Genomic DNA, 23791 nt, shown 5'->3' with positions numbered 1-23791 from the left:
GGTCGATATCCTTACTCGGTAATACCCTGGCTGACGCATTCACCGCGCCGCCACAGGCTCCATTGGCCCGGTTCGTAGCGGGTCCAGTTTTCGTTGTCGGTCAAAGGTTCGGTGGCGATTACCGTCACCACATCATTTGGCGTGGTTTCGGCCTGAAAATCGACGATTACGTCGACATCTTTCAAGCGCGCCGGGCCAAATGGGGCACGCCGGGTAATCTGCGCCAATTTGGTCGAGCAGTAGCAAAACAGCCAATCGCCATCGCTCAGCAGGCAGTTGAACACGCCTTTGCTGCGGTATTCGGAACAGGCCGCGATCAGGTCCGGCAGCACGTTTTCAATATCGACCGGTTCCGGGAAGGCTTCGCGTACACGGTTGAGCAAATCGCAAAAGGCCGCTTCGCTGTCGGTATCGCCCACCGGGCGGTAGAAGGTGGCGCGGGGATTGAAGTCCGCCAACTGGCCGTTGTGCGCGAAACACCAGTTGCGCCCCCACAGTTCGCGCACGAACGGGTGGGTGTTGGACAGGCACACCTTGCCCACGTTGGCTTGGCGGATATGGCCGATCACCACTTCGCTTTTGATGGGATAGCGTTGCACCAGCAGCGCGACTTCCGACTCGCTGCTGGCAGCCGGGTCCTGGAACAGGCGCAGGCCGCGGCCTTCGTAGAAGGCGATGCCCCAACCGTCACGGTGGGGGCCGGTGCGCCCACCGCGCTGCATCAGCCCGGTAAAGCTGAACACGATATCGGTGGGGACGTTGGCACTCATGCCCAATAATTCACACATGCCAGGGCTCTCGCTACAACGTTAAAGGCGCGGTTCGACGCGCATGCCACTCACAGGCGCCGGACGGCGGAAAGGTTCGTCATCGTCGTCAGGCTCGGCGGCCAACGCGGCGTCGGCGGCGGCCTTGCGCTCACGACGCGCCTTGGCGGCGCGCTCGATGGGCCAACGGATCAACACGATCACGATGTACACGGCAAACGCGATCATCGTGTACATGAACAAATCGGAAATGGCCCGCCAGGCGTTGTTACCCACCTTGAGCACCAGGTCCAGCGCGGTAATGGCCACGGCAGGCGCGAATTGGGTCTTGACCGGGTCGACGATGGTCGGGCTGAACAGCAACACCGCCATCAGCAATTGCAGCGGCTCGCGCAACCAACGCCAGATCCAGCGGGTCATGCGCCACCACACCAACAGGCAGCCCAAAGCGGCGAAGGCGTAAAGGCCCCAAGCGGTCAGATAGTCGTTCTCGGTCATGGTGTCCATGGCAAGGCTGGCAAAGAGGCGGCTATGATAACGGCTTTTGCGTGTCGCGGCTGCAATGCCTGCCACCGTCCGCCAGACAGAGAGTGCTCCATGCCTATATCGACCGCCCCGATTGCCCGCAAGGCCACTGGCCCAGACCCTTACGCCTGGCTGCAGGAACGTGACAGCGCTGAGGTGCTCGATTACCTCAAGGCCGAAAACGCCTGGCAGGAAGCCCAACTCGCCGACCAGAAGGCCCTGCGCGAAACCCTGTTTGAAGAGATCAAGGGCCGCATCCTCGAAACCGACCTGTCCCTGCCCTCCCCGTGGGGTCCGTACCTGTATTACACGCGCACCACCGCCGGCGACGAATACGCCCGCCACTACCGCTGCCGTCGCCCCGCCGATGACAGCAACCAGGTGGACGACAGCAGCGAAGAACTGCTGTTGGACCCGAACGTGCTGGCCAACGGCGGTTTCTTCTCGCTCGGCGCATTCAGCATCAGCCCCGACCACCAGCGCCTGGCCTACAGCCTGGATACCAGCGGCGAAGAGATCTACACCCTGTACGTGAAGGAATTGGCCAACGGCAAGGTCAGTGAACTGGAATTCCAGGACTGCGACGGCAGCATGACGTGGGCCAATGACAGCCTGACCCTGTTTTTTGGCGAGCTGGACGACACCCACCGTCCGCACAAGCTGTATCGCTACCGTCTGGATGGTACGGCGGCGCAAGAAGTGTTCCATGAACCGGACGGGCGTTTCTTCCTGCACTGCTACCGCTCCAGCTCCGAGCGCCAACTGCTGCTGGCCCTGGGCAGCAAGACCACCAGTGAGATCTGGGCGCTGGACGCCGAGCAGCCACACCTGGACTTCACCTGCCTGGCACCACGGGTCGAAGACCATGAATACGATGTTGACCACGGCCAACTGAATGGCGCATGGACCTGGTTTATCCGCAGCAACCGCGACGGCATCAACTATGCGTTGTTCGTGGCGACCGACATTGGCGACGTGCCGACCGAGGCCGAGTGGCAGAACCTGATCCCCCACAGCGACGACGTGATGCTCGACGGCGTGAGCCTGAACGCCGGCGCCATGACCCTGAGCCTGCGCATCGGCGGCCTGCCGGTGATTGAAGTGCACCCAGAGGGTCTACCGACCTACCGCGTGGAATTGCCCGACGCCGCCTACAGCCTCTACGTACAGAACAGCCTGGAATTTGCCAGCGACAAGATCCGCCTGCGCTACGAGGCTCTGAACCGTCCGGCCCAGGTGCGCCAGCTGGAACTGGCCAGCGGCGCGCAGCACGTGCTCAAGGAAACCCCGGTGCTGGGTGTGTTCAATGCCGACGATTACGTGAGCCAACGCCTGTGGGCCACTTCTGCCGATGGCACCCAGGTACCCATCAGCCTGGTGGTCAAGCGCGACCAACTCGGCAAACCTACGCCGCTGTACCTATACGGCTACGGCGCATACGGCTCGAGCCTCGACCCGTGGTTCTCGCATGCACGCCTGAGCTTGCTGGACCGGGGCGTGGCGTTTGCCATTGCGCACGTGCGCGGCGGTGGCGAGCTGGGCGAAGCCTGGTACCGCAACGGCAAGCAGGAGCACAAGCAAAACACCTTCAGCGACTTTATCGCCTGCGCCGAACACTTGATCGCCAACGGTCTGACCACCGCCAATCAACTGGCTATCAGCGGCGGCAGCGCGGGCGGCCTGCTGATCGGTGCGGTGCTTAACCAGCGTCCGGAGCTATTCCAGGCAGCGATTGCCGAAGTGCCGTTCGTCGACGTACTCAACACCATGCTCGACCCGGAGCTGCCGCTGACCATCACCGAGTATGACGAGTGGGGCAACCCTGAAGAACCTGACGTGTATGAGCGGATAAAGGCCTATGCGCCGTACGAAAACGTCCGCGCCCAGGCCTATCCGCACCTGCTGGTGATCGCCGGCTACAACGACAGCCGTGTGCAGTATTGGGAAGCGGCCAAATGGGTGGCCAAATTGCGTGATACCAAGACCGACGACAACCTGCTGCTGCTCAAGACCGAACTGGGCGCCGGCCACGGTGGGATGAGCGGGCGTTACCAGGGATTACGTGACGTAGCACTCGAATACGGATTTGTGTTCAAGGCGCTGGGGTTGATTTAGGAACTTAGCGCGGCGGTCCTGTCTGAACACAGGACCGCCCTTGTTTGATGGACCCAGATTGCAGCCATGCCACAACCGACCTTATTGAATAACGAAATTCGCGACATGCTGATGGACTGTGGCCTGTTCGATCCGCTGTTGCCGGAAGATTTCCACGTGGCCGCCGGCTACTTCAACATCAGCAGTATTGCCCGCGACGAGGTGATCTTCCTCGAAGGCGATGCCGGCACCTTCATGTGCATCATCCACAGCGGCCAGGTGGCGGTGCAAAAAACCAACAGCGATGGCCAACGCCTGACCATCGCCACCCTGCGCAGTGGCCGGGCTTTCGGCGAAATGGCGGTGCTCGATGGCGAGCGCCGTTCCGCCAGCTGCGTGGCCGCCAGTGACTGCGTGCTGCTGAACCTGGGCAAGGACTCCCTGGAAAAAATGCTCAACGAAGCACCCAGGGTCGCCGCCAAGATCATCCGGGCCATTGCCATCGCCCTGTCCAAGCGCTTGCGCATGGTCGATGGGCAACTGCTTTCCCAACAGATTTAACCGCCGGGCGTTTTCGGCTTGCTGTCGTTTTGCAGCAGGCCGGGCACCGTCTGATCCTTCGGCGGCGTCGGCAGCACGATAGGCACCAAGGCTGGCGAGCCGTTCGTCTTGGGCACGGCTGGCGGGGTGACTTGCGGGTACAACGTCGGCGTCGGGGTGCCCGGCGCGCCCGGTGTAGGGGCTGGCGCGACCGGTACGGTTTGCAACTCCTGAGCCTGCGCCGCACCCAATGCGAGCGCGCTCAACACAATGACCGTTAGAATGCTGCACTTCATCGATGGCTCCATGGCCTGACCGGAAAGTCACAAGGCTACTCCCAACCGCGCAAGAATGCCCTTCCCAATGAGATTCCCATGAAACGTTTCGTTCTGCTGGACACCACCCCGATCCCCGACAACGGCGGTGCCTTGTGCCTGTTCGAATACGGTGAAGACTTTGTCATCAAGATCCAGGGCGGTGACGGCGGCCAATTGATGAACACGCGCATGCACGGTTCAGAAGATGCGTTGGCAGAAATTCCCTGCCGCAAGGTCGCCGGCCGTGCAGATTCGCGGGTGTTGATTGGCGGTTTGGGCATGGGCTTCACCCTGGCCTCGGCCCTCAAGCATCTGGGCAAGACGGCCGAAGTCGTCGTCGCAGAGTTGGTACCCGGTGTCGTGGAGTGGAACCGGGGTCCGCTGGGAGAGAAATCCGGCCGCCCGCTGCTGGACCCGCGCACGGTGATCCGCTTGGAAGACGTGGCCAAGGTGCTGCAGGCCGAGCCCCAGGGGTTTGACGCAATCATGCTCGACGTCGACAACGGCCCTGAAGGCCTCACGCAAAAAGCCAATAGCTGGCTGTACTCTGCCGGTGGCCTCGCCGCCTGTGCCAAGGCCCTGCGCCCCAAGGGTGTGCTGGCGGTGTGGTCGGCCAGTGCCGACAAGCTGTTCAGCGACAAACTGCGCAAGGCCGGGTTCAAGGCCGAGGAAGTGCAGGTGTTCGCCCATGGCAACAAGGGCACGCGGCATACCATCTGGATTGCCGAAAAGCTCAAGGGCTAATTACGCCGTGAACGGCTAGAATCAACCCTATCCGTGACCCACCCAAAAGACAGGAGCCATGATGAGCTCGACCAACCCGCCCTCCCACACCGCCAAGCTGGATCGCATCCTTGCCGATGCCCAGCGCGACCGCGAAATGGGCTACCGCGACAAAGCGTTGAAGATGTACCCCCACGTGTGTGGCCGCTGCACCCGTGAGTTTTCCGGCAAGCGCTTGAGCGAATTGACCGTGCACCACCGCAACCACAACCATGATGACAACCCCCAGGATGGCTCCAACTGGGAGTTGCTGTGCCTGTACTGCCACGACAACGAACACTCGCGCTACACCGACCAGCAGTACTTCAGCGAAGGCTCCACCAGCAGCCCGACGATTGCCAAGGCCACGCATAACCCGTTTGCGGCGTTGGCGGGGTTGATGAAGAAGGACGACTGATAGTTCGTCGCTGCCTGTTCCGGCCTCTTCGCGAGCAAGCCCGCTCCCACAATCGACCGCATTCCAAAGAATGTACTGGGTCAAATGTGGGAGCGGGCTTGCTCGCGAAGGCGATCCCACAAACACCCCATCACTCCAAGGCCGTATAATCGCCGTTTTCCTCCAAGGCACCCTTCCCCGTGGGCAATAAACGCTACAGCTGCATCGGTCTGTACAACCCCAAATCCCCCGAAAACGTCGGCTCCGTGATGCGCGCCGCCGGCTGCTACGGCGTGGCCTCGGTGTTCTACACCGGCGTACGCTACGAGCGCGCGCGAGATTTCATCACCGACACCAAGAAGGTCCACCACGACATTCCGCTGATCGGCATTGATGACCTGAAAAAAATCCTGCCGCTGGGTTGCATCCCCGTCGCCGTGGAACTGGTGGAAGGTGCCCGCCCGCTGCCCGAATACACCCACCCCGACCGTGCGTTGTACATCTTCGGCCCCGAAGACGGTTCCCTCGACAAAGAAATCCGCGACTGGTGTGAAGATGTGGTGTACATCCCGACCACCGGTTGCATGAACCTCGCCGCCACCGTCAACGTAGTGCTCTACGACCGACTGGCCAAGGGCAACAACACCCGTTCGGGCCCCAAGTACTGATTTTTTCGGAACATCCGGCACCTGTGCGCAGTCAGCTACTTATCACTTGCCCTTGTTGGAGACAGATCATGAGCGACAGCAAAACCTTGCGACCTATCATCGAACACACCCCGTTTGAAACCCAACCCACGCAAAACGTGCACGGCTGGGAGCGCATCGGCTCGGTGGCCGGTGGCGTGATGATGGTGGGCAAAGGCCTGCGCCGTGGCGGGCTTTTCGGCTTGATCCAGGTGGCGATCGGCGGCGTAGCGCTGGCCCGTGGTTTTACCGGGCACAGTTCGCTCAAGGACAAGCTGGAGCAGGGTCGTCAGGAGATGAACAGCGTGCGTACCAAGATCGAGCGAGCCGGGGCTGAGTTGAAGAACTTGAAAACCAAAGCCGAAGTGGCCGCTGAGAAAACCACTGGTTAATAGAGATCTTCCAAACAACGGAGATCTAAATGTGGGAGCGGGCTTGCTCGCGAAAGCGGTCTATCAGTTAAAGATGAGTTAACTGACACGCCGCCTTCGCGAGCAAGCCCGCTCCCACATTTTGTTTTGTGCAAGGCTTGGGATCAGTGCAGCAATTTGCTGTCCAGCACCACCGAAGACTCACCGATGATGCTCTCGGCAAGCTGCACAAACTCCGCCGTGGTAATGCTATTGGCCCGCATCACCGCCTGGGCCAGGTCATCCAGTGACCGTTTGTTGTGGGTTTTCACCCGAATCTCGCGATCCAACTCCTGCAACACCACCACCGCCCGCGATACCGTTGCGCCGCTGACATGCTCGCCGCGCAAGCTGGTCACGTCCTTGCCTTCCTTCGCCAATCTGGCCTGGATCGCCTGATACCGCTCATCGGTGATTCCCCCTGCACGGCGCACCAGTTCGATGGCGTAGTACTCCGCCATGCCTTCGCTGATCCAGTCGCTGGTGTCGTGATCGTTGAAGCGCCCAATCGCCTGCACCACTTCACGGATCAACGGGCTGCTGCCGTTTTCGCTGATCAGCGGCGTGCGGCTATTAAGGTAGATAGAGTCCCTGGCCGAGAACGCGCCACGGCGCATCGGATCGCCAGCACCTACCACCAACAACTTGGCGGGGTGGCGTGGGAACGCCGCCTCGACCTGAGGCCAGACGAAGGTCAGCAGCGTCAGCACATCCATGCGGCGCATGCCCTGGCCCTTGGGCGAGGCGACGGTAACTTCGGTTTCGCCCAGGCGCACCCGACGGCTGCCCACGGTGCCGGCGAGCATCCAGCCGGTGGGGCGGTCGAACAGCCGGGAAACATTGTCGATACGGAATTTGTTCTTGCCGACGCGCGGCCAGGCGGTCTCGATGCTTTTCCAGCCGGCGGGCAGTTCGAACACCAGCCGCGAGACCAGTTCGATGCCGTCCTGTTGGTCAAGGTGCGCGGGCGGCACCAGGTCTTCGCCGCGAAACAACGCCCAGCTCGGCGTCATGCGCGCCTCGTAAATGCCCGCCTTGCGAGAATGAGTGAGGCGCACGCGGTAGGTCAGGCTGGACTTGCTCGCGCTGGGCTGCCACAGGCCGCGGTTGCCGGTGACTTTCCACTGGCCATCGGCCTTGAAGTCGCTGTAGTCACCGTCGCGGCCCAGGTCGAAGTTCAGGCTGCGCACCGCCGCGCCCTGGGACAGGCTCACCCGCACTTCGGCCTGATCGCTCTGGGGCAGCAACTTGACGTGGTAATCCAGGTCAACTTTCTTCGCGCACCACGCGGGCGTGCTCAGCGCCAGCAACACCAGGCTTGCCAGCAGCGTTGTTACCCCCCTCATACACACTCCTTGTCAGCCTGCGCGGAAAATCAGGTAATCCTCCCAGTCGTCTTCGGGCACGCTGCCTTCGCTGAGCATGCGCCCGGACTGGGAAATACGTTCGTGGTGCACGGCGTCGCGGTCGCCACAGACCAGGTGGTGCCACAACGGCAGGTCCTTGCGCTCACTGACCAAGCGGTAACCGCAGGTCGGCGGCAGCCATTTGAACTGGTCGGCCTGGCCCGGGGTGAGCTGGATGCAGTCGGGCACCGAGGCGCGACGGTTGGGGTAGTCGGTGCACTGGCAGGTTTTCAGGTCCAGCAGTTTGCAGGCGATGCGCGTGTAATAGACGCTGTTGTCGTCTTCATCCTCAAGCTTTTGCAGGCAGCACAGGCCACAGCCGTCGCACAACGATTCCCACTCCTCCTGGTCGAGGTGTTCAAGGGTTTTACGTATCCAGAAAGGTTCGACTTTGGCGGCCATGGCTCTACATCAGTATCGGTAGGTGAAAAGGCCGCCAGTCTAGTGCCCAAGGCCCGTGGAACCAAGTGCTTACGACTGGCGGTGTTACCAGACTTGTCAGCGACCATCCATCGCAGTAGCTTTGTGGGCCGCAAAGGCCCTGCGTCGGGCGCCATAAATGCTGTACCGCATTGCCCACGACGCCCCATGGAGCCTTGAAAAAACCCTCGCCGAGCGCATCGGTGCCCCGTTTTTTGAATCTGCGCCTGTTTCCAACCCTAGCCCATTGTCGTCATCAGGAACTGTTCATGAGCACAAATCCACGCGTTGCCGATTACCCGATCCACACTCAGTTCACCGAACGCTGGTCGCCCCGCGCCTTCACCGGCGAGAGCATCCCGCAAGAAACCCTGCTGAGCTTCTTCGAAGCCGCACGCTGGGCGCCGTCGGCCTATAACTCGCAGCCGTGGCGTTTTCTCTACGCGCGCCGTGACACGCCAAACTGGGAACGTTTCCTGGGTTTGCTGAATGAATTCAACCGTGGTTGGGCGCAGCACGCGTCGGCCCTGGTGATCATCGCCTCGAAAACCGACTTCACCGCCCCTGGCGCTACGGAAGAAACCCCGGCGCTGTGGCACACCTTCGACACCGGTTCGGCCTGGGGCCACCTGGCGCTGCAAGCCAGCCTCAGCGGGTGGCACACCCACGGCATGGCCGGCTTCGACCAGGAGCTGACCCGCAAAGAGCTGAAAATCCCGGAAGGTTATGCACTGCATGCTGCCGTGGCGATCGGCAAGCTGGGTGACAAGTCGACCTTGCCGGAGTACCTGCAGGGCCGTGAAGCGCCGAGCCCGCGTCGACCGTTGAGCGAGCTGGTGTCGGAAGGTGATTTCAGCCTCTGAAGCTAACGCAATACCCCCTGTGGGAGCGGGCTTGCTCGCGAATGCGGTGTATCAGTCAAAAATACTTCAACTGATACACCGCCTTCGCGAGCAAGCCCGCTCCCACAATGTGTTCCCAGTACTGTCAGTAACCGCGCTCGAAATCCACTTCCCCGCGCAGCGCTTCCTTCCCCTGATACGCCCGTAGATTCTGCAAAAACAACGCCACCATCAATTCTGGCGACGTCGGCGCCGAGCTATGGCCTGTCAGCAACAAGCCCCACGCGGTCCAGAACGGATGACGTTGCGGCAACGGTTCCTGGCGGCACACATCAATCACAGCCCCCGCCAAGTGCCCTTCCTTCAAGGCGTCGACCAGGTCTGCATCTACCACGGCCACGCCACGCCCGACGTTGATAAACAGGCCGGTCGGCTTGAATTGCTTGAACAAGGCCGCGTCGTATAAGTCATGGGTATTCGGCGTGTTGGGCAGCAGGTTGACCACGTAGTCCACCTCTCCCACCAGTCGGCTCAATTGATCAAGCCCGGCCACTTCGATAAACGGCGCCTGCTCACGCGCGGTGCTGGCGATGCCATACAGCTTCACGCCAAACGGCACCAGGAACTCGGCAACGCTCTGGCCGATATCGCCGGTGCCGACGATCAACACCTTGCGTCCCGCCAGGCTCTGGCCCATGCGGTTGTCCCACTTGCGCTCGACCTGGCTCACCAGGCGCGCGAGCACTTCGCGCTCATGGCCGAGCATGTAGGTAAGGACGAATTCAGCCATGACCTGGCCAAAAATGCCGACCGCACGGGTCAAGCGATAGTCGCGGGGCAAGCCTTCGGCCAACAGGGGGGTGATGCCGGCCCAGGTCGATTGCAGCCATTGCGGCTGATGGCCCTGGCGCAACAGAGTGGCGAGCAGGTCCGGCTGGCCCAGCCACACTGGGCAGTCAGCAGCCAGGCGCGACAGTTCTGCCGAGTCGCCGCTGGTCAGCACTTCAAGGTCCGGTGCCGCCTCGCCGAGCAGTTGGGCGTAGAGCGGGTGATCCTGTTCAGCAATCAGAACACGCATGCTTAAAACCTTTCAAAAACACTGCAGACGGCCGCCCGCATCCTTACGGCCACCGCCCACGAATACGATTCCATTGAAGAATGTGCCCCGAACAGGGCACTGACCGATCACATCGGGTCGTTGCGACGCAGCAGCTCTTCGGGCAAGTGTTCGATGTACTCGTCCTCAGGCGGCGGCATTTGCAGGTGGTAGCCCTGCTTGTCGAGGTTTTCCAGCACTTGGGCGATGTCTTCCTGTTGCAGCTTGCGCTCAGGCGTCAGCACCAGGTTGAACGCGTGCACCGGCTTGCCGAACACGGTCAGCAGACCTTCGGGCACTCGCTCCAGCACATCGCTTTTCAGGACGTAGAGGTACATGCCGGCGCGTTTAGGGCTGCGGTAGATGGAACAAATACGTTTCAAGGCTGTTCTCCGGCAGTGGCCAGGCTGTCGAGCAGCGCCTGGCCCATCAACTCGCGGCGCCAGCCACGCAGCGAGTCTGGCAATTGGTAAGGCCCATCGGGGTAGCCACTTTTAACCAGGGCTTCGAGGGTTTTCTTGCGCAGCATCAGTTCTGGCGCCATGTCCAGGCGTTCGGCTTCGGCCTGGCCCAGTGCACGCAGTTGCTTGATCAGCGTGGCGGCGTCCACCGGCAGCGGTTCGGCAACGGCAGGCGGCCATTGGTCCATGGACACACTGCCGGCACGTTTGATCAGGTCCAGCAGGAACTGGCCATCCTGACGCACGGTGCGCGGGTGCATGTCTTCGATTTTGCCCAGGGCGGCGAGGTTATCCGGCTGGGATTTGGCCAGTGGCCATAGCGAATGTTCGCGAATGATGCGGTTACGTGGCAGGTCACGGGCGCGCGCCTGCTGTTCGCGCCAGGCGCACAGCTCACGCAGGACGGCGAGCTGGGCACGGGACAGTTTCCACGCGAGCTTGGCGTCGCGGTACACCTCGTACGGGTCGACTTCACGGCGCAGGTTGGCGACCAGTTCGGCACCGTCCTCCAGTACCCAGGCGTATTTATCGTCCGAAAGCTGCGGACGCAACCGTGTGTAGACCTCGGCCAAATGCACCGCGTCTTCGGCGGCGTAGCTGATCTGCGTCTCGGACAACGGCCGCTGCAGCCAGTCCGAGCGGGTTTCACCTTTGGGCAGTTCGATATCCAGCACGGCTTGCACCAGGCGCGAATAGCCCATGGAGAAACCCAGGTTCAGGTAAGCCGCAGCCAATTGGGTGTCAAACAACGGCACCGGCAGGCTGCCGGTCAGGCGCAGCAACACTTCGAGGTCTTCGCTGCAGGCGTGCACCACCTTGATCACCGCTGGGTTCTCCAGCAAAGCGGCCAAGGGTTGCCAATTGTCGATGGTCAGGGGATCGATCAGGTAAGCGCGTACGCCATCACCAATCTGGATCAGCCCGGCAATGGGATAAAAGGTGTCGACCCGCATGAATTCGGTGTCGAGGGCGACGAATGGCAACTGCTGCCATTCGGCGCAATGCTGGCCGAGGCTATCGTTGTCGCAGATCCAGTGAATATCGATGGCCACACGGCTCTCCCTTGAAGAATGGCGCGCAGTATATATCGCGAAAGGGACTTGCGAGCATCCGCAGTGCACAGGCAGCCATGAAAACTCGGACAGGAGATGAAGAATAGTCCGACAGACGGAAGTTATCCTGTCTTACGCAGTACGTAGACCCGCCACAGTTTCGAACCCGGCATGAACTCCTGATGATTCAGGACCTTGAAGCCCGCCTGGCGGAACTCGTCCTCTACGGCTGTACGAGAGTTGACGGAGACGATCACCGTGTCACGGCTGACCCGATGAAACTCGCGCAACAGTGCTTGGCGCACCTCGCTACTGGGCACATGACGAAACAATTCCAGACAGAAAATACAGTCGACCGCGTTCGCCGAGAGGCCTATGGAAAATGCCGAGCCCTGGAACGTCTTGACCCGCTTGAGCAATTCCGCCGGGTGATGAGTGCGGGCATGGTCGAGCATGTCCTGGGAGTTGTCCGAGGCCAGGATAACCCGGTTGACGTGCTCGGCCAACACCGGCCAAAACCGCCCCGAGCCGCACGCCAAGTCAAGGATCAGCCCCGGTTCGCCCGCCACTTTCAGCGCATGGCGCACCAGCCGCTCATCGCGCCACGAGGCCAGGCGCTGCATCAACCCAGGCGGGCGAGTGTCGCCGCAGACCCGCGCGTGCTCACGGTCACAGTGCTCGGCGAATTCATTCTCGATGGCGGATGGAGGTTGTGGCGACATCACGGACTCATGTGAGTAGAACGGTAGTGAACGACCTTGATCCGCAGCTTAACCAGCGCTACGTGAAAAAAAGGTCGAAACCACCGCCACCTTGAAACACATTCATGCCTGATGCAGGTACCACCGCCAATCCTGCTCGCCCACCTCCCCCATGAACTGGCGGTACTCCGCACGTTTCACCGCCAGGTACACGCCGAGGAACTCGCTGCCGAACGCATCCCGCGCCCAGCTTGAGCCTTCCAGCGCACGCAGCGTGGTCAGCCAATCGGTGGGCAGTAATTCCTTGGCCTGGGCGTAGCCGTTACCTTCTACCGGCGCGCCAGGATCGCGTTGCTCGCGGATGCCTCGGTGGATGCCAGCCAGGATCGCCGCAGCGGCCAGGTAAGGGTTGGCATCGGCGCCGCAGATACGGTGTTCGATATGCCGGGAGTTGGCCGGCCCACCCGGCACGCGCAGGCTGACGGTGCGGTTGTCCACCCCCCAGGTGGCTGCTAAAGGCGCGTAGCTGTTGGTCTGGAAGCGGCGATAGGAGTTGGCGTTGGGGCAGAACATCAGCAGCGAATCGAGCAAGGTGCTGAGCATGCCGCCCACTGCCTGGCGCAACAAAGGCGTGCCGTCGGCGGCTTCGCTGGCGAACAGGTTGTTCCCTGCAGCATCCGCCAGGCTCACGTGCATGTGCATGCCGGTGCCGGCCAAATCGTCGAACGGCTTGGCCATGAAGCAGGCCGTCATCCCGTGTTTATGTGCCACGCCCTTGACCAGGCGCTTGTAGCGTACCGCCTCGTCCATGGCTTGCAGGGCGTCGGCACGGTGCTCCAGGGTGATTTCGACCTGGCCGGGGGCGTATTCGGAAATCGCCGTACGTGCCGGGATGCCTTGCAGTTTGCACGCGCTATAGAGATCGGCCAGGAACGGCTCGATCTGCTCCAGTTCGCGCAGGCCATAGACTTGGGTGGAGCGTGGGCGCCCGCCGTCCATGTCCCGCGCCGGGCGGGGGCGGCCATGACTGTCAGGCTTTTGGTCGAGCAGATAAAACTCCAGTTCCGCCGCCATCACCGGGTAATACCCGTCGGCCTTGAGCTCGTCGATAACCTTGGCGAGTAAATGCCGGGGGTCGGCGATGGTTGCCGGCTGCCCCTCTGTCGGGTGCATGCTCACCTGCACCGCCGCCGTAGGAATCAAGCGCCACGGCATGCGCTGCAAACTCCCGCTGATCGGGTAGGCGCGGCAGTCGATATCGCCCACGTCCCAAACCAGCCCGGAATTCTCGACGTCGTCGCCATTGATGGTCAGGCCCAGGATCGTGCTGGGCAATGGCCGGCCAGTTTCGTACACCGCCAACAGTTCATCGCGGTGCAGCAACTTGCCACGGGGTACGCCGTTATTGTCGAGGATAAACAGCTCGAACATCTCGATGTCCGGGTGTTGCTCAAGAAAGGATTGGGCTTCGTGCAGGCAAGCAAAAACGCTCATGGGAATTCTCATACGTGTGAGTCGGGCAGGCGCGCAGATGCGCGTCATCCAGGGGGTGGATCAACGTAGGAGAGAGGTATCTGGTGGGCGGGCGTGTCGGCAGTGGAACAAGGCCCAGAACGCAAGTGCGGACGGCAGTGTCGCGGGATGAGTGTCGGGGGAGCCGTCCATACGGGGATCACACTGAGGTAGATGCCTGCCAGCGTCACACGCCTGGATAGGTGGGTAAATTCAGGGTTGACGGAGTTTGGTTGCAATACGGCTAAACATTCGACATACCTTGCCACTCGCTTGCGCAGCTGGAAATAATGACCGCCCTCGACCATGCCCCCAAGGACCCGACCGCATGAAAGCGCCTTTAGCCCTCTGTGTACTGGCAAGCCTGGCCACCAATGCCCTGGCCGACGCCGCCCCTTCGCGCCTCGACGAGGTGTTGCAGCGCGGCACCCTCACCGTCTGCACCACCGGCGACTACAAGCCTTACTCCGGTTTAAAGGCCGATGGCAGTTATGAGGGGATCGACATCGCCATGGCCGAGTCCTTGGCCAAAAGCCTCAACGCGAAGATCCAATGGGTGCCTACCACGTGGAAAACCCTGATGCCGGACTTCCTGGCCCAACGCTGCGACATCGCCGTGGGCGGTATTTCGGTGTCGCTGGAACGCCAAAAAAAAGCCTTTTTCAGCCAGTCCCTCGGCGTCGACGGCAAGATCCCACTGGTGCGCTGCGCCGATGTGAAGCGCTATCAGACCGTGGAGCAGATCAACCAGCCCCAGGTGCGCGTGATCGAACCGGCGGGCGGTACCAACGAAGTGTTTGCCCGCGCCCACTTGGGCCAGGCGCAAATCCGCCTGCATGACAACGTGACCATCTTTGACGAACTGCTGGCGGGCAAGGCCGACGTGATGATCACCGACGCCAGCGAAGCGCGTTACCAGCAGAAGCTCAAGCCTGGGCTGTGCGCGGTCAACCCTGAGCAGCAGATGCAGTACAGCGAAAAAGCGTTCCTGCTGCCTCGCGATGATGTGGCGTGGAAAAGCTACGTCGACCAGTGGTTGCACCTGAGCGTGGCCACCGGTGTTTACACCGGCATCGTCAATCAATGGTTGGCGGCGCCCTGAGCCACAGCCGTCTACGCTCTTGGCACACCAACAAGAACGAGGGACGGACCATGAAGGGAATGCTCCGAATCACCTGGCTGCTGCTGTTGTGTTTCAGCCAGGTGCACGCAGCCAGTACGCAGGAAGAGGACGCCACGGCGGCCAAGGCTTTGCTGGAAAAAGCCTTGGCCTACTACCAGAGCAATGGCGACAAGGCGTTCGCCGCGTTCAGCCGCCAAGGCGAGTTTGTCGACCATGATCGTTACGTGTTCGTGGTCGATACCCAGGGCGTGCTGCTCGCCAGCGGTGGGCCTTCCTCGGCGTTGATCGGTCGCGATGTCAGCGAAGTGCTGGGACCGGACCTGCGCCAGTCGTTCAAGGACGCACTCAAGGTGCCGCAAGGCCAGGGCATCCAGCAAGCCGACTACCGCTGGCAAAACTGGAACGACGGCAAGGTCGAGCGCAAGCACGTGTTTTATCAGCGCGTCGGCGAACGCATCCTCGCGGTGGGTTACTACCTGCCCCGGGCCACCCCGGAACAAGCGCGAGCGCTGCGCAATAAAGCGGCGGATGCGCTGCTCAAGGATGAGGCGGGCACGCTCAAGGCGATCAACTCATTGCAGGGGGGCTTCCTGCAGGATGACCTGTATGTGTTTGTGGTAGATCTCGACACCCAGCGCTACGTGGCCCATGGCACCAACCTGCGGTTGATCAACACCGACTTCAGCAAGATCAAGGACCCGGATGGCAAGCCGGTGGGTGAGCCGATTCTCAAGCTGATGGCCGAGCAGGACCAGGGTGAGTACAAGTACCGCTGGAAGAACCCGGTGACCGACAAGGTCGAGAACAAGCATGCGTACGTGCGCAAGGCCGGGCACTTCATGGTTGCGGTCGGTTACTACAGCCCCTGAAACTGAAGGAATACGGGTAAAAATGTGGGAGCGGGCTTGCTCGCGAATGCGGTGATTCAGTCAAATCATCAGTGGTTGACACAGCGCTTTCGCGAGCAAGCCCGCTCCCACATTGGGATCTCTAGCGTGTCAGTCAGCGTGCCTTATCTTCGCGCCCACGCAACACCCGGTTCGGCATCGCAATGGCCGCCGCCAACCCCAGCAGCGACACCGCCGCACTCACCATCAACAAATGCCGGAACGTCACCGCCAACTCCCCCCGCAGCGCATCCTTCGCCGGGCCAGGCGCAGCGTTGAGGCCATCGAGCAGCACATTGCCGGAACCGCCCTCGCCTACCAGTGCGCCGCTGGCCAGGTGCGAGAAACTCGAATCCTGCAACAGCGCCAACAGCAACGCCGACATGCACGCGACGCCCACCGCCCCACCGAGGGAGCGAAACAGATTGGTGGTGCTGGTGGCCACGCCGATGTCGCGTTGTTCCACCGAGTTTTGCGAGCCCACCAGTGACGTAGGAAATTGCAGACCTGCGGCGATCCCGCAGAGCAGCATGAACACGCCGGTCAGCAGCACCGCCTGGGGTGCACTGAACGCCATGCCCAGGATCGCCAGCGGGCTCAACAGGGCACCGCTGAGGATCATCGGTTTATAGCGTCCTGTCACCGACGTCATGCGCCCAGCCGAATACGCCCCAATCGGCAACCCAATGGCCAAGGGCAGCAGGTGCAAGGCGGCACTGTCAGCACCGCCGCCGGTAACTGTCTGATACCGCAGAGGCATCAGTACCGTCAGGGAAATCGCCTGGAAACTGGTGAAAAACACCGTGCACCAGCACAGCACCGCACTGCGGTTGGCAAACAGATGCATCGGCAACAAAGGCTCACGTGCGCGGCGTTCGTGCCAGACAAACAGCGCCAATGCCACCAGCCCACAGGCCAGAAGGCCCAGCACTTGATCATCACGCCAATGATGCCCCTGGCCAATTTCAGTGATGCCCAACAGCAAGGCAGTCAGGCCGATAATCATCAACACCGTGCCGAGGTAATCGATCACCGGCTTGCGCTGCGGCACCGGCAGCCCCACCAGCGTGCGGTGGGCCACGTACCAGGCGCCAGCGCCCAGGGGCAAGTTGATCAGGAACACCCAGCGCCACGACAGGTACTCGGTCATATAACCGCCGAGCACCGGCCCGGCCACACTGGCCAGTGCGTACATGCCGCTGAAATAACCCTGGTAACGCCCGCGTTCACGAGGTGGGATGATGTCGCCGATGATCGCCTGGCTGACCGAGATCATCCCGCCCGCACCAACGCCCTGGAGCACCCGCGCCAGCACCAGTTGCTCCATGCTTTGCGCCATACCGCAGAACAACGACGCCACGGTGAACAGCCCCATGCCGATCAGCATCATGGGCCGACGCCCGTACAGGTCACCGAGCTTGCCGTAGATCGGCACCGCCACGGTCATCGCCACCATGTAGCCAGAGATCACCCAGGCCAGCAGGTTGACGTCATGGAACTGGGCGGAAATGGCCGGCATGGACACCGCGACGATGGTCTGGTCCAGGGCGCCGAGGAAGATGGCCAGCATCAGCGCAGCGAGGATGCTGCGCACAGCAGGGACCGGTGGAGCGGGAGACTTGGGCAGATGATGTTCGGGCTGATTCACGATAAAACCTTCGAGCGGGGCCCGCAGGTACAGATGGCCCGCGGGAATGCTCGATACGATAGCAGGCTATTCAATAGCCTCGTAAGGAAGTCCTACGTAATTTTCGGCAATGGTCCTACGGCCTGCTTCGGAGTGGATGAAGTAATCGAGTTCACTCTCGGCAATGCGCTGGCTAAAACCATCCGCCTCCGGAAACGGGTGCAACATCGAGGTCATCCACCAGGAAAATCGCTCGGCCTTCCACACCCGGCGCAGGCAAATCGCCGAATAGCGCTCCAGCAACTCCACCCGCCCCTCGCGGTACACCTTGAGCAGGATGCGATACAAGGTGCTCACGTCGCTGGCTGCCAGGTTCAGGCCCTTGGCGCCCGTAGGCGGCACGATGTGCGCTGCGTCCCCGAGCAGGAACAGGCGCCCGTATTGCATCGGTTCCACCACGAAACTGCGCAGCGGCGCGATGCTTTTTTCGATCGAGGGGCCGGTCACCAACTGCTCGGCCAGTTCGTTGGGCAGGCGGGTTTTCAGCTCGTCCCAGAAACGCTCGTCCGACCATTCATCCAGGGGTTCTTCCACCGGCACTTGCAGGTAATACCGGCTGCGGGTCGGCGAGCGCATGCTGCACAGCGCAAAGCCACGCGAGTGTTTGGCATACACCAGCTCGGCGTGAACCGGCGGGGTATCGGCGAGAATGCCCAGCCAGCCAAAGGGGTAGACCCGCTCGAAAACTTCCAGGGATTCAGCAGGGATCGATTGGCGCGCTACGCCGTGGAAACCATCGCAACCGGCGATGTAGTCACACTCAAGGCGAAAGGCTTCGCCCTGATGCTCGAAAGTGAGCCAGGGTCGATCACTTTTCAGATCATGCGGCTGCACGTTGCGCGCTTCGTACAGGGTGGTGGCGCCGGCGGCGGCACGGGCCGCCATCAAGTCGCGGGTGACTTCGGTCTGACCGTAGATCATGACCGATTGGCCGCCGGTCAACGCCTTGAGATCGATGTGGGTGAGTCGACCGTTCAAGGCCAGTTCGAAACCGTCATGCACCAGGCCTTCAGCATCCATGCGCTGGCTGACGCCCGCTTCGCGCAGCAGGTTGACCATGCCTTGTTCCAACACCCCGGCGCGAATGCGGCCTTGCACGTAATTGGCGGTCTGGCGCTCAAGGATCAACGTCTCGATCCCGGCGTTGTGCAGCAGTTGGCCTAACAGCAGTCCCGATGGACCGGCGCCGATAATGGCGACTTGGGTTTTCAGCGTTTTCATTATTTTTATCGCCCGCAAGCTCCACCCGAACGGATAGGGTGAAAGAGTTGTCATTGGTCTTGTTGCTGACATTTTTCACTTGAGTGGCCGGCATAAGAAGGTGAAAACTGAGACAAAGCCTGCGCTTTTTGCCAATTGGGGCGATTACCGCACCACTCTCTGAGTATCGGATTGAAACCATGACCAAAACCGCGATTCCGGTCTTCAAGCTTTACGGGGAAAACCAGCAATGGCCCACCCCCGATTTGTTGCACTGTGAAACCATTTCCCGACGGAGTCGGGAATACCAGTGGGAAATCCAACCCCACCGGCACGCGGATCTGTGCCAGTTGCTGTTCGTGTACAAAGGCCAGGCACAGTTGGAAATCGAAGGTCAGCGCACCACACTGCACGAGGCGACGCTGCAGGTATTGCCGCCGCTATGCGTGCATGGTTTCCGGTTTTCCGAAGACGTTGAGGGTTATGTGGTGACCTTGTCGGCACCGCTGGTCAACCACTTGCAGGCGCAGCTGGGTTCGACCGTGGACGGCTTGCAGGCACTCGGCAGTTACCCGGCGGGCAAAGACAGTGACTACCTCAACAGCCAGTTCGCCCGCTTGCAGGCCGAATACGCCGATGAGCAACCGGCACGAGACATGATGATGCACGCGCTGGTCAGCGTGCTGTTGGTGTGGATCAGCCGCCAGGCCATCCAGCGTCGCCATCCACGCGCCCCCCGAGGCCGCGAGTATTTCCGACGTTTCACCCAGCTTGTGGAACAGCACTACCGCGAACACCCGAAGATTGAGGATTTGGCCCATAAGCTGGGTATCTCGGTCTCACACCTGAACGGGACATGTCGGGAACTGGGCGGGCAGCCTGCCTTGCAGATCATGCATGACCGCCAGTTGCTGGAAGCCAAGCGCCTGCTGACCTACACAGGCATGACCATCAATGAGATGTCAGAGGTATTGGGTTTTTCCGACCCGACCAACTTCTCCCGTCTGTTTCGTCGACGGGTCGGGTTCTCGCCCAAGGCGTTTCGTGAGCAACTCAAGGCCGAACAGTCGGCTACCTGAGTGCGCTGAAGCTGCCGGTACGGGGAACGCATTGGTCCTGATGGCAGCTGATCGCGAACGCCGTCGGCTGCAGACGCGTCTGTTCGACACGGTAGGCGGCAGTGCCGTAAAGCGCAGTCGCCAAGGCGCTCAGGATGAAAATCTTCAGGTACTTTCTAATTTTTAGAGTCATGGCACAGACCTCAGCACGGATCTAAACAGTGCTGTTTAAAGCATAGGTCAGACCCGGCGAGTTGCCATTATCGGACGACATTCAACCGCTTTATGTCGGCTCAAAGACCGACGTCCCACACAGGCTCCTCCGGAAACCGCAGCACCAAAAAATCCAGCAGGCTGCGCAGTGCCGACGGCATGTGCTTGCGCGAGGCATACACCGCGTAGATGTTCATCTGCCGAGGCTCTGCGTGAGGCAACAGGCGCACCAGTTCGCCACGGCGGATGTAATCGCCGGCCTGGTAGCTGGGCAGCATCGACACCCCCGCCCCGGCCAGGGTCACGCGCAATAAGGTACTGGCCTCGTTGGCCGTGATGTTGCCGTGCACGGGCACCGACACGTGTTCACCGTGTTCTTCGAAATGCCACAAGCTCTTGCCAAAGTAGGAGTGGGTCAGGCAGTTGTGCCGAGCCAAGTCGTCGACTGTCTGGGGCGCCGCATGCTCCAGCAGGTAGGCCGGGGTAGCACACACCACGGAGCGACAGACGGTCAGGCGCCGGGCAATAAGGTTAGGGTCCAGGTCGCTGCTGGTGCGGATGGCCAGGTCGATGCGCTCATCCACCAGGTTCACCGTGCGATCGAGCATTTGCAGGTCAACCGTCACCAGCGGGTAGCGCTTGACGTATTCGGCGATGGCCTCGGCCAATTGCGCCTGGCCGAACGAGGTGCTGACACTCAGGCGCAACAGGCCACGCGGTGCGTCATCCGGCTCGCTGACGGCGGCCTGCATGTCGCAGCACAGCTCTAGCATCTGCCGGCAGCGCGGCAGGGTTTCGCCACCGGCGGCGGTGAGGCTGAGCTTGCGTGTGGTGCGGTGCAGCAAACGTGCACCGACCCAGTCTTCCAGCTCGGCCAGATAGCGCGACACCACCGGGCGCGACAGGTCCAAATGGTCGGCAGCGGCAGACTGGCTGCCCAGGTCTACCACGGTAACAAACACACGCATTGCTTGAAGACGGTCCATGATTTGCCCGATTTTAGAAACAAACTATGTCCCAGCATCGCATTTTTAGTTGCGTTTGGTGCAACTAAGCTCTGTACATCCCTTAGCGATGGCAGGAGCTGCCCCATGTTTTCGACTTTCAAGCGCTTGACCCTGGCGACCGCCGCCCTGGCCTTCGCCGCCCATGCGGCAGCGGCCGACCTGAAACTGGACGTCTACAACCCAGGCGATGCCGCGATTTTCCCGGTCAGCTCGGTGCTGGTCAGCGGCGCCAAGGACGCGATCCTGGTGGATGCACAATTCGGCAAGGGTCAAGCCGAGCAACTGGTCCAGAAGATCCGCACCAGCGGCAAGCACCTCACCACCATCTACATCAGCCACGGCGACCCGGACTACTACTTCGGCCTCGACACCCTGACCGCCGCCTTCCCCGATGCAAAGGTGCTGGCACCGCAACCGGTGGTCGATCACATCAAAGCAACCGTGGCCGGCAAACTGGAGTTCTGGGGCCCGAAAATGGGCGCCGACAAGCCCGCCAAAACCATCGTGCCCGACGTGCTCGAAGGTCACAGCCTGACTCTGGAAGGCCAGCAGTTGGACGTGATCGGCCTGGACGGCCCGCAGCCGGATCGCACGTTTGTGTGGATCCCGTCGATCAAGGCCGTGGTCGGTGGCGTGGTCGTCTCGCAAAACATCCACCTGTGGATGGCCGACACCCAAAGCGCCCAATCCCATAAGGATTGGCTGGCTACACTGCAGCGCATCCAGCAATTGAAACCGCGCACAGTCGTTCCAGGTCATTACCTGGGCACGCCAACCTTGGCCTCCGTGGCGTTCACTGCCGACTACATCAAAGCCTTTGATATCGAGACTGCCAAGGCCAAGGACTCCGCCGCCCTGATCGCGGCCATGAAAAAGCGTTACCCCACCCTCGCCGACGAAAGTTCGCTGGAACTGAGCGCAAAAGTCGCCAAGGGCGAAATGAAGTGGTGAATGGTTTTAAACCCTGACTAACTGGAGAACGTCATGAGCAAGATTGCAATCATTGGTGCCACCGGCCGTGCCGGTAGCCAACTGCTGGAAGAAGCGCTGCGTCGTGGGCATAGCGTGGTGGCTATTGCACGCAATACCGACAAGATCGCCGCACGCCCTGGCGTCACGGTCAAACAAGCCGACGCGCTGGATGCCGAGGCCCTGCAACACGCCGTCAGCGGCAGCGATGTGGTGATCAGCGCCGCGCATTTCGCCACCCTGCCCGCCAGCGCCGTGATCGGCCCGGTGAAAAAGGCCGGTGTGAAACGCTTGCTGGTGGTGGGCGGTGCCGGCTCGCTGTTGCTGCCAGATGGCAGTCGCGTGATCGATAGCCCCGGCTTCCCTGCCGAATACAAAGCTGAAGCCACTGCGGGTGCGGAGTTTCTCGACGCACTGCGCCAGGAAAAGGAGCTGGACTGGACGTTCCTGTCGCCGTCGGCGGAATTTGTGGAGACCGAGCGCACCGGTAAATTCCGTGTGGGCCAGGATGATTTGCTGGTGAGCAGTGAAGGTCGCAGCTGGATCAGTTTTGCCGATTACGCCATTGCGCTGATCGACGAAGTCGAATCGCCAAAGCACTCGCGCCAGCGCTTCACCGTGGGCTACTGACACGACTCGGTAAAAACTGTGGGAGCGGGCTTGCTCGCGAAAGCGGTGTGTCAGATAAAGATTTACTGACTGATCCACCGCATTCGCGAGCAAGCCCGCTCCCACATTTGGATCTTTGGGGTCAGGAGGTTTGTGCTTGGCTGACCAACCAATCCATCAAGGCTTCAAGCTCTGCCGACGGCGCTGTCCCCGGCGGATACACCAGGTAATACCCCATTCCCGTCGGCACCCGCAGTTCAAACGGCATCACCAGCCGCCCCGCTTTCAAATCCTCGCCAATCAACGCGCTGTCGCCAATCGCCACGCCCGAACCCTGGGACGCCACCGTCATGGCCAAGTCCAGCGTTTCGAAATGATGTCCCTGGGCCAAATTGCCCAGCCGCGTATTCGCCGCCGCAAGCCACAACGCCCAGTCCCGCTCATCCCGCGTGGGGTGCAGCAGCACTTGTTGCTGCAAGTCCGCCGGGCTGGCTAAACCATCGAGCAACGCCGGAGCACAAACCGGTGTGAGTTGTTCATCAAACAAATGCCGCGCTTCGGCCGATTGTTCAGCGATGGGCGCATAGATGACTGCCGCGTCGAATTGCTCACGACGAAAATCCACGGTGTAGGCCACGGTGGTGGTGAGTTCCACCGGCACGTCCGGGCGCTCCTTTTGCCATTGCATCAAGCGTGGCAGCAGCCAGCGCATGACACAGGTGGACGCCTTGAGCTGCAGGGTCTGGCGGCGACTGCCGATCTGTTCCACCGCATCACCGATCAGGCCGAATACCTGTTGCGTGCGCAGCGACCATTCGCGGCCTTCTTCGGTCAGGCTCAAGCCCCGTGCCTGACGCTGGAACAGCGCGTACCCCAGGTGGCTTTCCAGCCCGGCAATCTGCCGGCTCACCGCGCCTTGGGTGATGTGTAATTGCTCGGCGGCGCGGGTGAAGTTGCAACACTGGGCAGTGACCCAGAAGGTGTGCAACGCAGGCAATGGAGGAAGGCGTTTCATAGGGCGCAGCCATGACGTGAGGACATGGCTAGTAT

Annotated in this window: 27 protein-coding genes; 12 read left to right on the top strand and 15 right to left on the bottom strand. The window is 61.3% G+C overall.

The window, feature by feature from the left end; genetic code table 11:
• Positions 1 to 11 precede the first annotated feature (11 nt).
• Positions 12 to 788, bottom strand: a complete 777-nt coding sequence (locus tag HF257_RS09280; protein WP_185709399.1) for a class II glutamine amidotransferase — start codon at positions 786 to 788, stop codon at positions 12 to 14.
• A gap of 21 nt (positions 789 to 809) precedes the next feature.
• Complete coding sequence (locus HF257_RS09275) at positions 810 to 1340, bottom strand: MFS transporter (protein ID WP_185709400.1); 531 nt, start codon at positions 1338 to 1340, stop codon at positions 810 to 812.
• Positions 1341 to 1364: 24 nt separating this feature from the next.
• Here HF257_RS09275 and HF257_RS09270 point away from each other — a divergent pair, with 24 nt between their 5' ends.
• Together HF257_RS09270 and HF257_RS09265 are read left to right on the top strand one after the other, a co-directional pair.
• Positions 1365 to 3407 (top strand): S9 family peptidase, encoded by a 2043-nt coding sequence (locus HF257_RS09270; RefSeq protein WP_185709401.1) that lies wholly within the window; start codon positions 1365 to 1367, stop codon positions 3405 to 3407.
• 66 nt (positions 3408 to 3473) lie between these two features.
• Complete coding sequence (locus HF257_RS09265; protein ID WP_185709402.1) at positions 3474 to 3947, top strand: cyclic nucleotide-binding domain-containing protein; 474 nt, start codon at positions 3474 to 3476, stop codon at positions 3945 to 3947.
• On the opposite strand, the gene HF257_RS09260 is transcribed toward HF257_RS09265, so the two are convergent.
• Positions 3944 to 4222: a hypothetical protein gene (locus tag HF257_RS09260; protein WP_185709403.1), complete on the bottom strand. Its 279-nt coding sequence runs from the start codon at positions 4220 to 4222 to the stop codon at positions 3944 to 3946. The genes HF257_RS09265 and HF257_RS09260 overlap by 4 nt on opposite strands.
• A 78-nt stretch (positions 4223 to 4300) precedes the next feature.
• Between HF257_RS09260 and HF257_RS09255 the strand changes: the two genes are divergently transcribed.
• The 4 genes from HF257_RS09255 (at position 4301) to HF257_RS09240 (ending at position 6480) form a co-directional block, all read left to right on the top strand.
• Positions 4301 to 4987: a spermidine synthase gene (locus HF257_RS09255; protein ID WP_177114262.1), complete on the top strand. Its 687-nt coding sequence runs from the start codon at positions 4301 to 4303 to the stop codon at positions 4985 to 4987.
• Positions 4988 to 5048: 61 nt separating this feature from the next.
• Complete coding sequence (locus HF257_RS09250) at positions 5049 to 5423, top strand: YajD family HNH nuclease (protein WP_017736286.1); 375 nt, start codon at positions 5049 to 5051, stop codon at positions 5421 to 5423.
• 179 nt (positions 5424 to 5602) lie between these two features.
• Positions 5603 to 6070: an RNA methyltransferase gene (locus HF257_RS09245; RefSeq protein ID WP_003189607.1), complete on the top strand. Its 468-nt coding sequence runs from the start codon at positions 5603 to 5605 to the stop codon at positions 6068 to 6070.
• A 68-nt stretch (positions 6071 to 6138) separates the two neighbouring features.
• Positions 6139 to 6480, top strand: a complete 342-nt coding sequence (locus tag HF257_RS09240) for a YgaP family membrane protein (RefSeq protein WP_185709404.1) — start codon at positions 6139 to 6141, stop codon at positions 6478 to 6480.
• A 143-nt stretch (positions 6481 to 6623) separates the two neighbouring features.
• Here the strand turns inward: HF257_RS09240 and HF257_RS09235 are convergent, their stop codons facing one another.
• Together HF257_RS09235 and HF257_RS09230 are read right to left on the bottom strand one after the other, a co-directional pair.
• Positions 6624 to 7844 carry a hypothetical protein gene (locus HF257_RS09235; RefSeq protein WP_185709405.1) on the bottom strand — a complete coding sequence of 407 codons (1221 nt, stop codon included), beginning with the start codon at positions 7842 to 7844 and terminating at the stop codon, positions 6624 to 6626.
• Between the two features lie 12 nt (positions 7845 to 7856).
• On the bottom strand, positions 7857 to 8306 hold the full coding sequence (locus HF257_RS09230) for a YcgN family cysteine cluster protein (RefSeq protein ID WP_003172524.1): 450 nt from the start codon (positions 8304 to 8306) through the stop codon (positions 7857 to 7859).
• A gap of 287 nt (positions 8307 to 8593) precedes the next feature.
• Between HF257_RS09230 and HF257_RS09225 the strand changes: the two genes are divergently transcribed.
• Positions 8594 to 9187: a nitroreductase family protein gene (locus HF257_RS09225; protein WP_185709406.1), complete on the top strand. Its 594-nt coding sequence runs from the start codon at positions 8594 to 8596 to the stop codon at positions 9185 to 9187.
• Between the two features lie 124 nt (positions 9188 to 9311).
• On the opposite strand, the gene HF257_RS09220 is transcribed toward HF257_RS09225, so the two are convergent.
• The 5 genes from HF257_RS09220 to HF257_RS09200 form a co-directional block, all read right to left on the bottom strand.
• Positions 9312 to 10244 carry a D-2-hydroxyacid dehydrogenase gene (locus HF257_RS09220; RefSeq protein ID WP_185709407.1) on the bottom strand — a complete coding sequence of 311 codons (933 nt, stop codon included), beginning with the start codon at positions 10242 to 10244 and terminating at the stop codon, positions 9312 to 9314.
• A gap of 107 nt (positions 10245 to 10351) precedes the next feature.
• Entirely contained in the window at positions 10352 to 10645 is a 294-nt protein-coding gene (locus tag HF257_RS09215; RefSeq protein ID WP_185709408.1) for a YcgL domain-containing protein, read from the bottom strand.
• Entirely contained in the window at positions 10642 to 11775 is a 1134-nt protein-coding gene (gene rnd / locus HF257_RS09210) for a ribonuclease D (protein WP_185709409.1), read from the bottom strand. Before rnd ends, HF257_RS09215 begins: the two co-directional genes overlap by 4 nt.
• A 122-nt stretch (positions 11776 to 11897) precedes the next feature.
• Positions 11898 to 12497, bottom strand: coding sequence for a class I SAM-dependent methyltransferase (locus HF257_RS09205; protein ID WP_185709410.1), 600 nt, complete (start codon positions 12495 to 12497; stop codon positions 11898 to 11900).
• A 102-nt stretch (positions 12498 to 12599) separates the two neighbouring features.
• On the bottom strand, positions 12600 to 13970 hold the full coding sequence (locus HF257_RS09200; RefSeq protein WP_185709411.1) for a glutamine synthetase family protein: 1371 nt from the start codon (positions 13968 to 13970) through the stop codon (positions 12600 to 12602).
• Between the two features lie 346 nt (positions 13971 to 14316).
• Between HF257_RS09200 and HF257_RS09195 the strand changes: the two genes are divergently transcribed.
• Positions 14317 to 15090, top strand: a complete 774-nt coding sequence (locus HF257_RS09195; RefSeq protein WP_185709412.1) for a transporter substrate-binding domain-containing protein — start codon at positions 14317 to 14319, stop codon at positions 15088 to 15090.
• Between the two features lie 50 nt (positions 15091 to 15140).
• The gene (locus HF257_RS09190; RefSeq protein WP_185709413.1) at positions 15141 to 15980 is read left to right on the top strand and encodes a cache domain-containing protein; all 840 of its coding nucleotides are present in this window, start codon (positions 15141 to 15143) and stop codon (positions 15978 to 15980) included.
• A gap of 133 nt (positions 15981 to 16113) precedes the next feature.
• Here HF257_RS09190 and HF257_RS09185 read toward each other — a convergent pair whose 3' ends face one another.
• Positions 16114 to 17568 carry an MDR family MFS transporter gene (locus tag HF257_RS09185; protein ID WP_233081541.1) on the bottom strand — a complete coding sequence of 485 codons (1455 nt, stop codon included), beginning with the start codon at positions 17566 to 17568 and terminating at the stop codon, positions 16114 to 16116.
• Positions 17569 to 17712: 144 nt separating this feature from the next.
• The gene (gene pobA / locus HF257_RS09180; RefSeq protein ID WP_185709507.1) at positions 17713 to 18897 is read right to left on the bottom strand and encodes a 4-hydroxybenzoate 3-monooxygenase; all 1185 of its coding nucleotides are present in this window, start codon (positions 18895 to 18897) and stop codon (positions 17713 to 17715) included.
• Between the two features lie 188 nt (positions 18898 to 19085).
• On the opposite strand from pobA, the gene HF257_RS09175 reads away from it, so the two are divergent.
• Positions 19086 to 19964, top strand: coding sequence for a helix-turn-helix domain-containing protein (locus tag HF257_RS09175; RefSeq protein WP_185709414.1), 879 nt, complete (start codon positions 19086 to 19088; stop codon positions 19962 to 19964).
• Here the strand turns inward: HF257_RS09175 and HF257_RS09170 are convergent.
• Complete coding sequence (locus HF257_RS09170) at positions 19957 to 20136, bottom strand: hypothetical protein (protein ID WP_185709415.1); 180 nt, start codon at positions 20134 to 20136, stop codon at positions 19957 to 19959. The two genes, HF257_RS09175 and HF257_RS09170, sit on opposite strands and share 8 nt — an antisense overlap.
• Before the next feature lie 100 nt (positions 20137 to 20236).
• Positions 20237 to 21142: a LysR family transcriptional regulator gene (locus HF257_RS09165; RefSeq protein WP_185709416.1), complete on the bottom strand. Its 906-nt coding sequence runs from the start codon at positions 21140 to 21142 to the stop codon at positions 20237 to 20239.
• 105 nt (positions 21143 to 21247) lie between these two features.
• Between HF257_RS09165 and HF257_RS09160 the strand changes: the two genes are divergently transcribed.
• Both HF257_RS09160 and HF257_RS09155 read left to right on the top strand, forming a co-directional pair.
• Positions 21248 to 22114 carry an MBL fold metallo-hydrolase gene (locus HF257_RS09160; RefSeq protein WP_185709417.1) on the top strand — a complete coding sequence of 289 codons (867 nt, stop codon included), beginning with the start codon at positions 21248 to 21250 and terminating at the stop codon, positions 22112 to 22114.
• A gap of 33 nt (positions 22115 to 22147) precedes the next feature.
• The gene (locus tag HF257_RS09155; protein ID WP_185709418.1) at positions 22148 to 22762 is read left to right on the top strand and encodes an NAD(P)-dependent oxidoreductase; all 615 of its coding nucleotides are present in this window, start codon (positions 22148 to 22150) and stop codon (positions 22760 to 22762) included.
• Between the two features lie 121 nt (positions 22763 to 22883).
• Here the strand turns inward: HF257_RS09155 and HF257_RS09150 are convergent, their stop codons facing one another.
• Positions 22884 to 23756, bottom strand: a complete 873-nt coding sequence (locus HF257_RS09150; RefSeq protein WP_185709419.1) for a LysR substrate-binding domain-containing protein — start codon at positions 23754 to 23756, stop codon at positions 22884 to 22886.
• Positions 23757 to 23791: the final 35 nt, after the last annotated feature.

It is taken from the genome of Pseudomonas cremoris, assembly GCF_014230465.1.
Note: the sequence above shows the minus strand (reverse complement) of the source record. Positions and strands in the feature narration are given on the sequence as shown.

Bases quoted from the DNA above. Each gene is read 5' to 3' on its own strand.
- HF257_RS09280 (WP_185709399.1), bottom strand. From the start codon at position 788: ATGTGTGAATTATTGGGCATGAGTGCCAACGTCCCCACCGATATCGTG.
- HF257_RS09270 (WP_185709401.1), top strand. From the start codon at position 1,365: ATGCCTATATCGACCGCCCCGATTGCCCGCAAGGCCACTGGCCCAGAC.
- HF257_RS09265 (WP_185709402.1), top strand. From the start codon at position 3,474: ATGCCACAACCGACCTTATTGAATAACGAAATTCGCGACATGCTGATG.
- HF257_RS09260 (WP_185709403.1), bottom strand. From the start codon at position 4,222: ATGAAGTGCAGCATTCTAACGGTCATTGTGTTGAGCGCGCTCGCATTG.
- HF257_RS09255 (WP_177114262.1), top strand. From the start codon at position 4,301: ATGAAACGTTTCGTTCTGCTGGACACCACCCCGATCCCCGACAACGGC.
- HF257_RS09250 (WP_017736286.1), top strand. From the start codon at position 5,049: ATGAGCTCGACCAACCCGCCCTCCCACACCGCCAAGCTGGATCGCATC.
- HF257_RS09240 (WP_185709404.1), top strand. From the start codon at position 6,139: ATGAGCGACAGCAAAACCTTGCGACCTATCATCGAACACACCCCGTTT.
- HF257_RS09235 (WP_185709405.1), bottom strand. From the start codon at position 7,844: ATGAGGGGGGTAACAACGCTGCTGGCAAGCCTGGTGTTGCTGGCGCTG.
- HF257_RS09230 (WP_003172524.1), bottom strand. From the start codon at position 8,306: ATGGCCGCCAAAGTCGAACCTTTCTGGATACGTAAAACCCTTGAACAC.
- HF257_RS09225 (WP_185709406.1), top strand. From the start codon at position 8,594: ATGAGCACAAATCCACGCGTTGCCGATTACCCGATCCACACTCAGTTC.
- HF257_RS09220 (WP_185709407.1), bottom strand. From the start codon at position 10,244: ATGCGTGTTCTGATTGCTGAACAGGATCACCCGCTCTACGCCCAACTG.
- HF257_RS09205 (WP_185709410.1), bottom strand. From the start codon at position 12,497: ATGTCGCCACAACCTCCATCCGCCATCGAGAATGAATTCGCCGAGCAC.
- HF257_RS09200 (WP_185709411.1), bottom strand. From the start codon at position 13,970: ATGAGCGTTTTTGCTTGCCTGCACGAAGCCCAATCCTTTCTTGAGCAA.
- HF257_RS09195 (WP_185709412.1), top strand. From the start codon at position 14,317: ATGAAAGCGCCTTTAGCCCTCTGTGTACTGGCAAGCCTGGCCACCAAT.
- HF257_RS09190 (WP_185709413.1), top strand. From the start codon at position 15,141: ATGAAGGGAATGCTCCGAATCACCTGGCTGCTGCTGTTGTGTTTCAGC.
- HF257_RS09185 (WP_233081541.1), bottom strand. From the start codon at position 17,568: ATGCTGGCCATCTTCCTCGGCGCCCTGGACCAGACCATCGTCGCGGTG.
- HF257_RS09175 (WP_185709414.1), top strand. From the start codon at position 19,086: ATGACCAAAACCGCGATTCCGGTCTTCAAGCTTTACGGGGAAAACCAG.
- HF257_RS09170 (WP_185709415.1), bottom strand. From the start codon at position 20,136: ATGACTCTAAAAATTAGAAAGTACCTGAAGATTTTCATCCTGAGCGCC.
- HF257_RS09165 (WP_185709416.1), bottom strand. From the start codon at position 21,142: ATGGACCGTCTTCAAGCAATGCGTGTGTTTGTTACCGTGGTAGACCTG.
- HF257_RS09160 (WP_185709417.1), top strand. From the start codon at position 21,248: ATGTTTTCGACTTTCAAGCGCTTGACCCTGGCGACCGCCGCCCTGGCC.
- HF257_RS09155 (WP_185709418.1), top strand. From the start codon at position 22,148: ATGAGCAAGATTGCAATCATTGGTGCCACCGGCCGTGCCGGTAGCCAA.
- HF257_RS09150 (WP_185709419.1), bottom strand. From the start codon at position 23,756: ATGAAACGCCTTCCTCCATTGCCTGCGTTGCACACCTTCTGGGTCACT.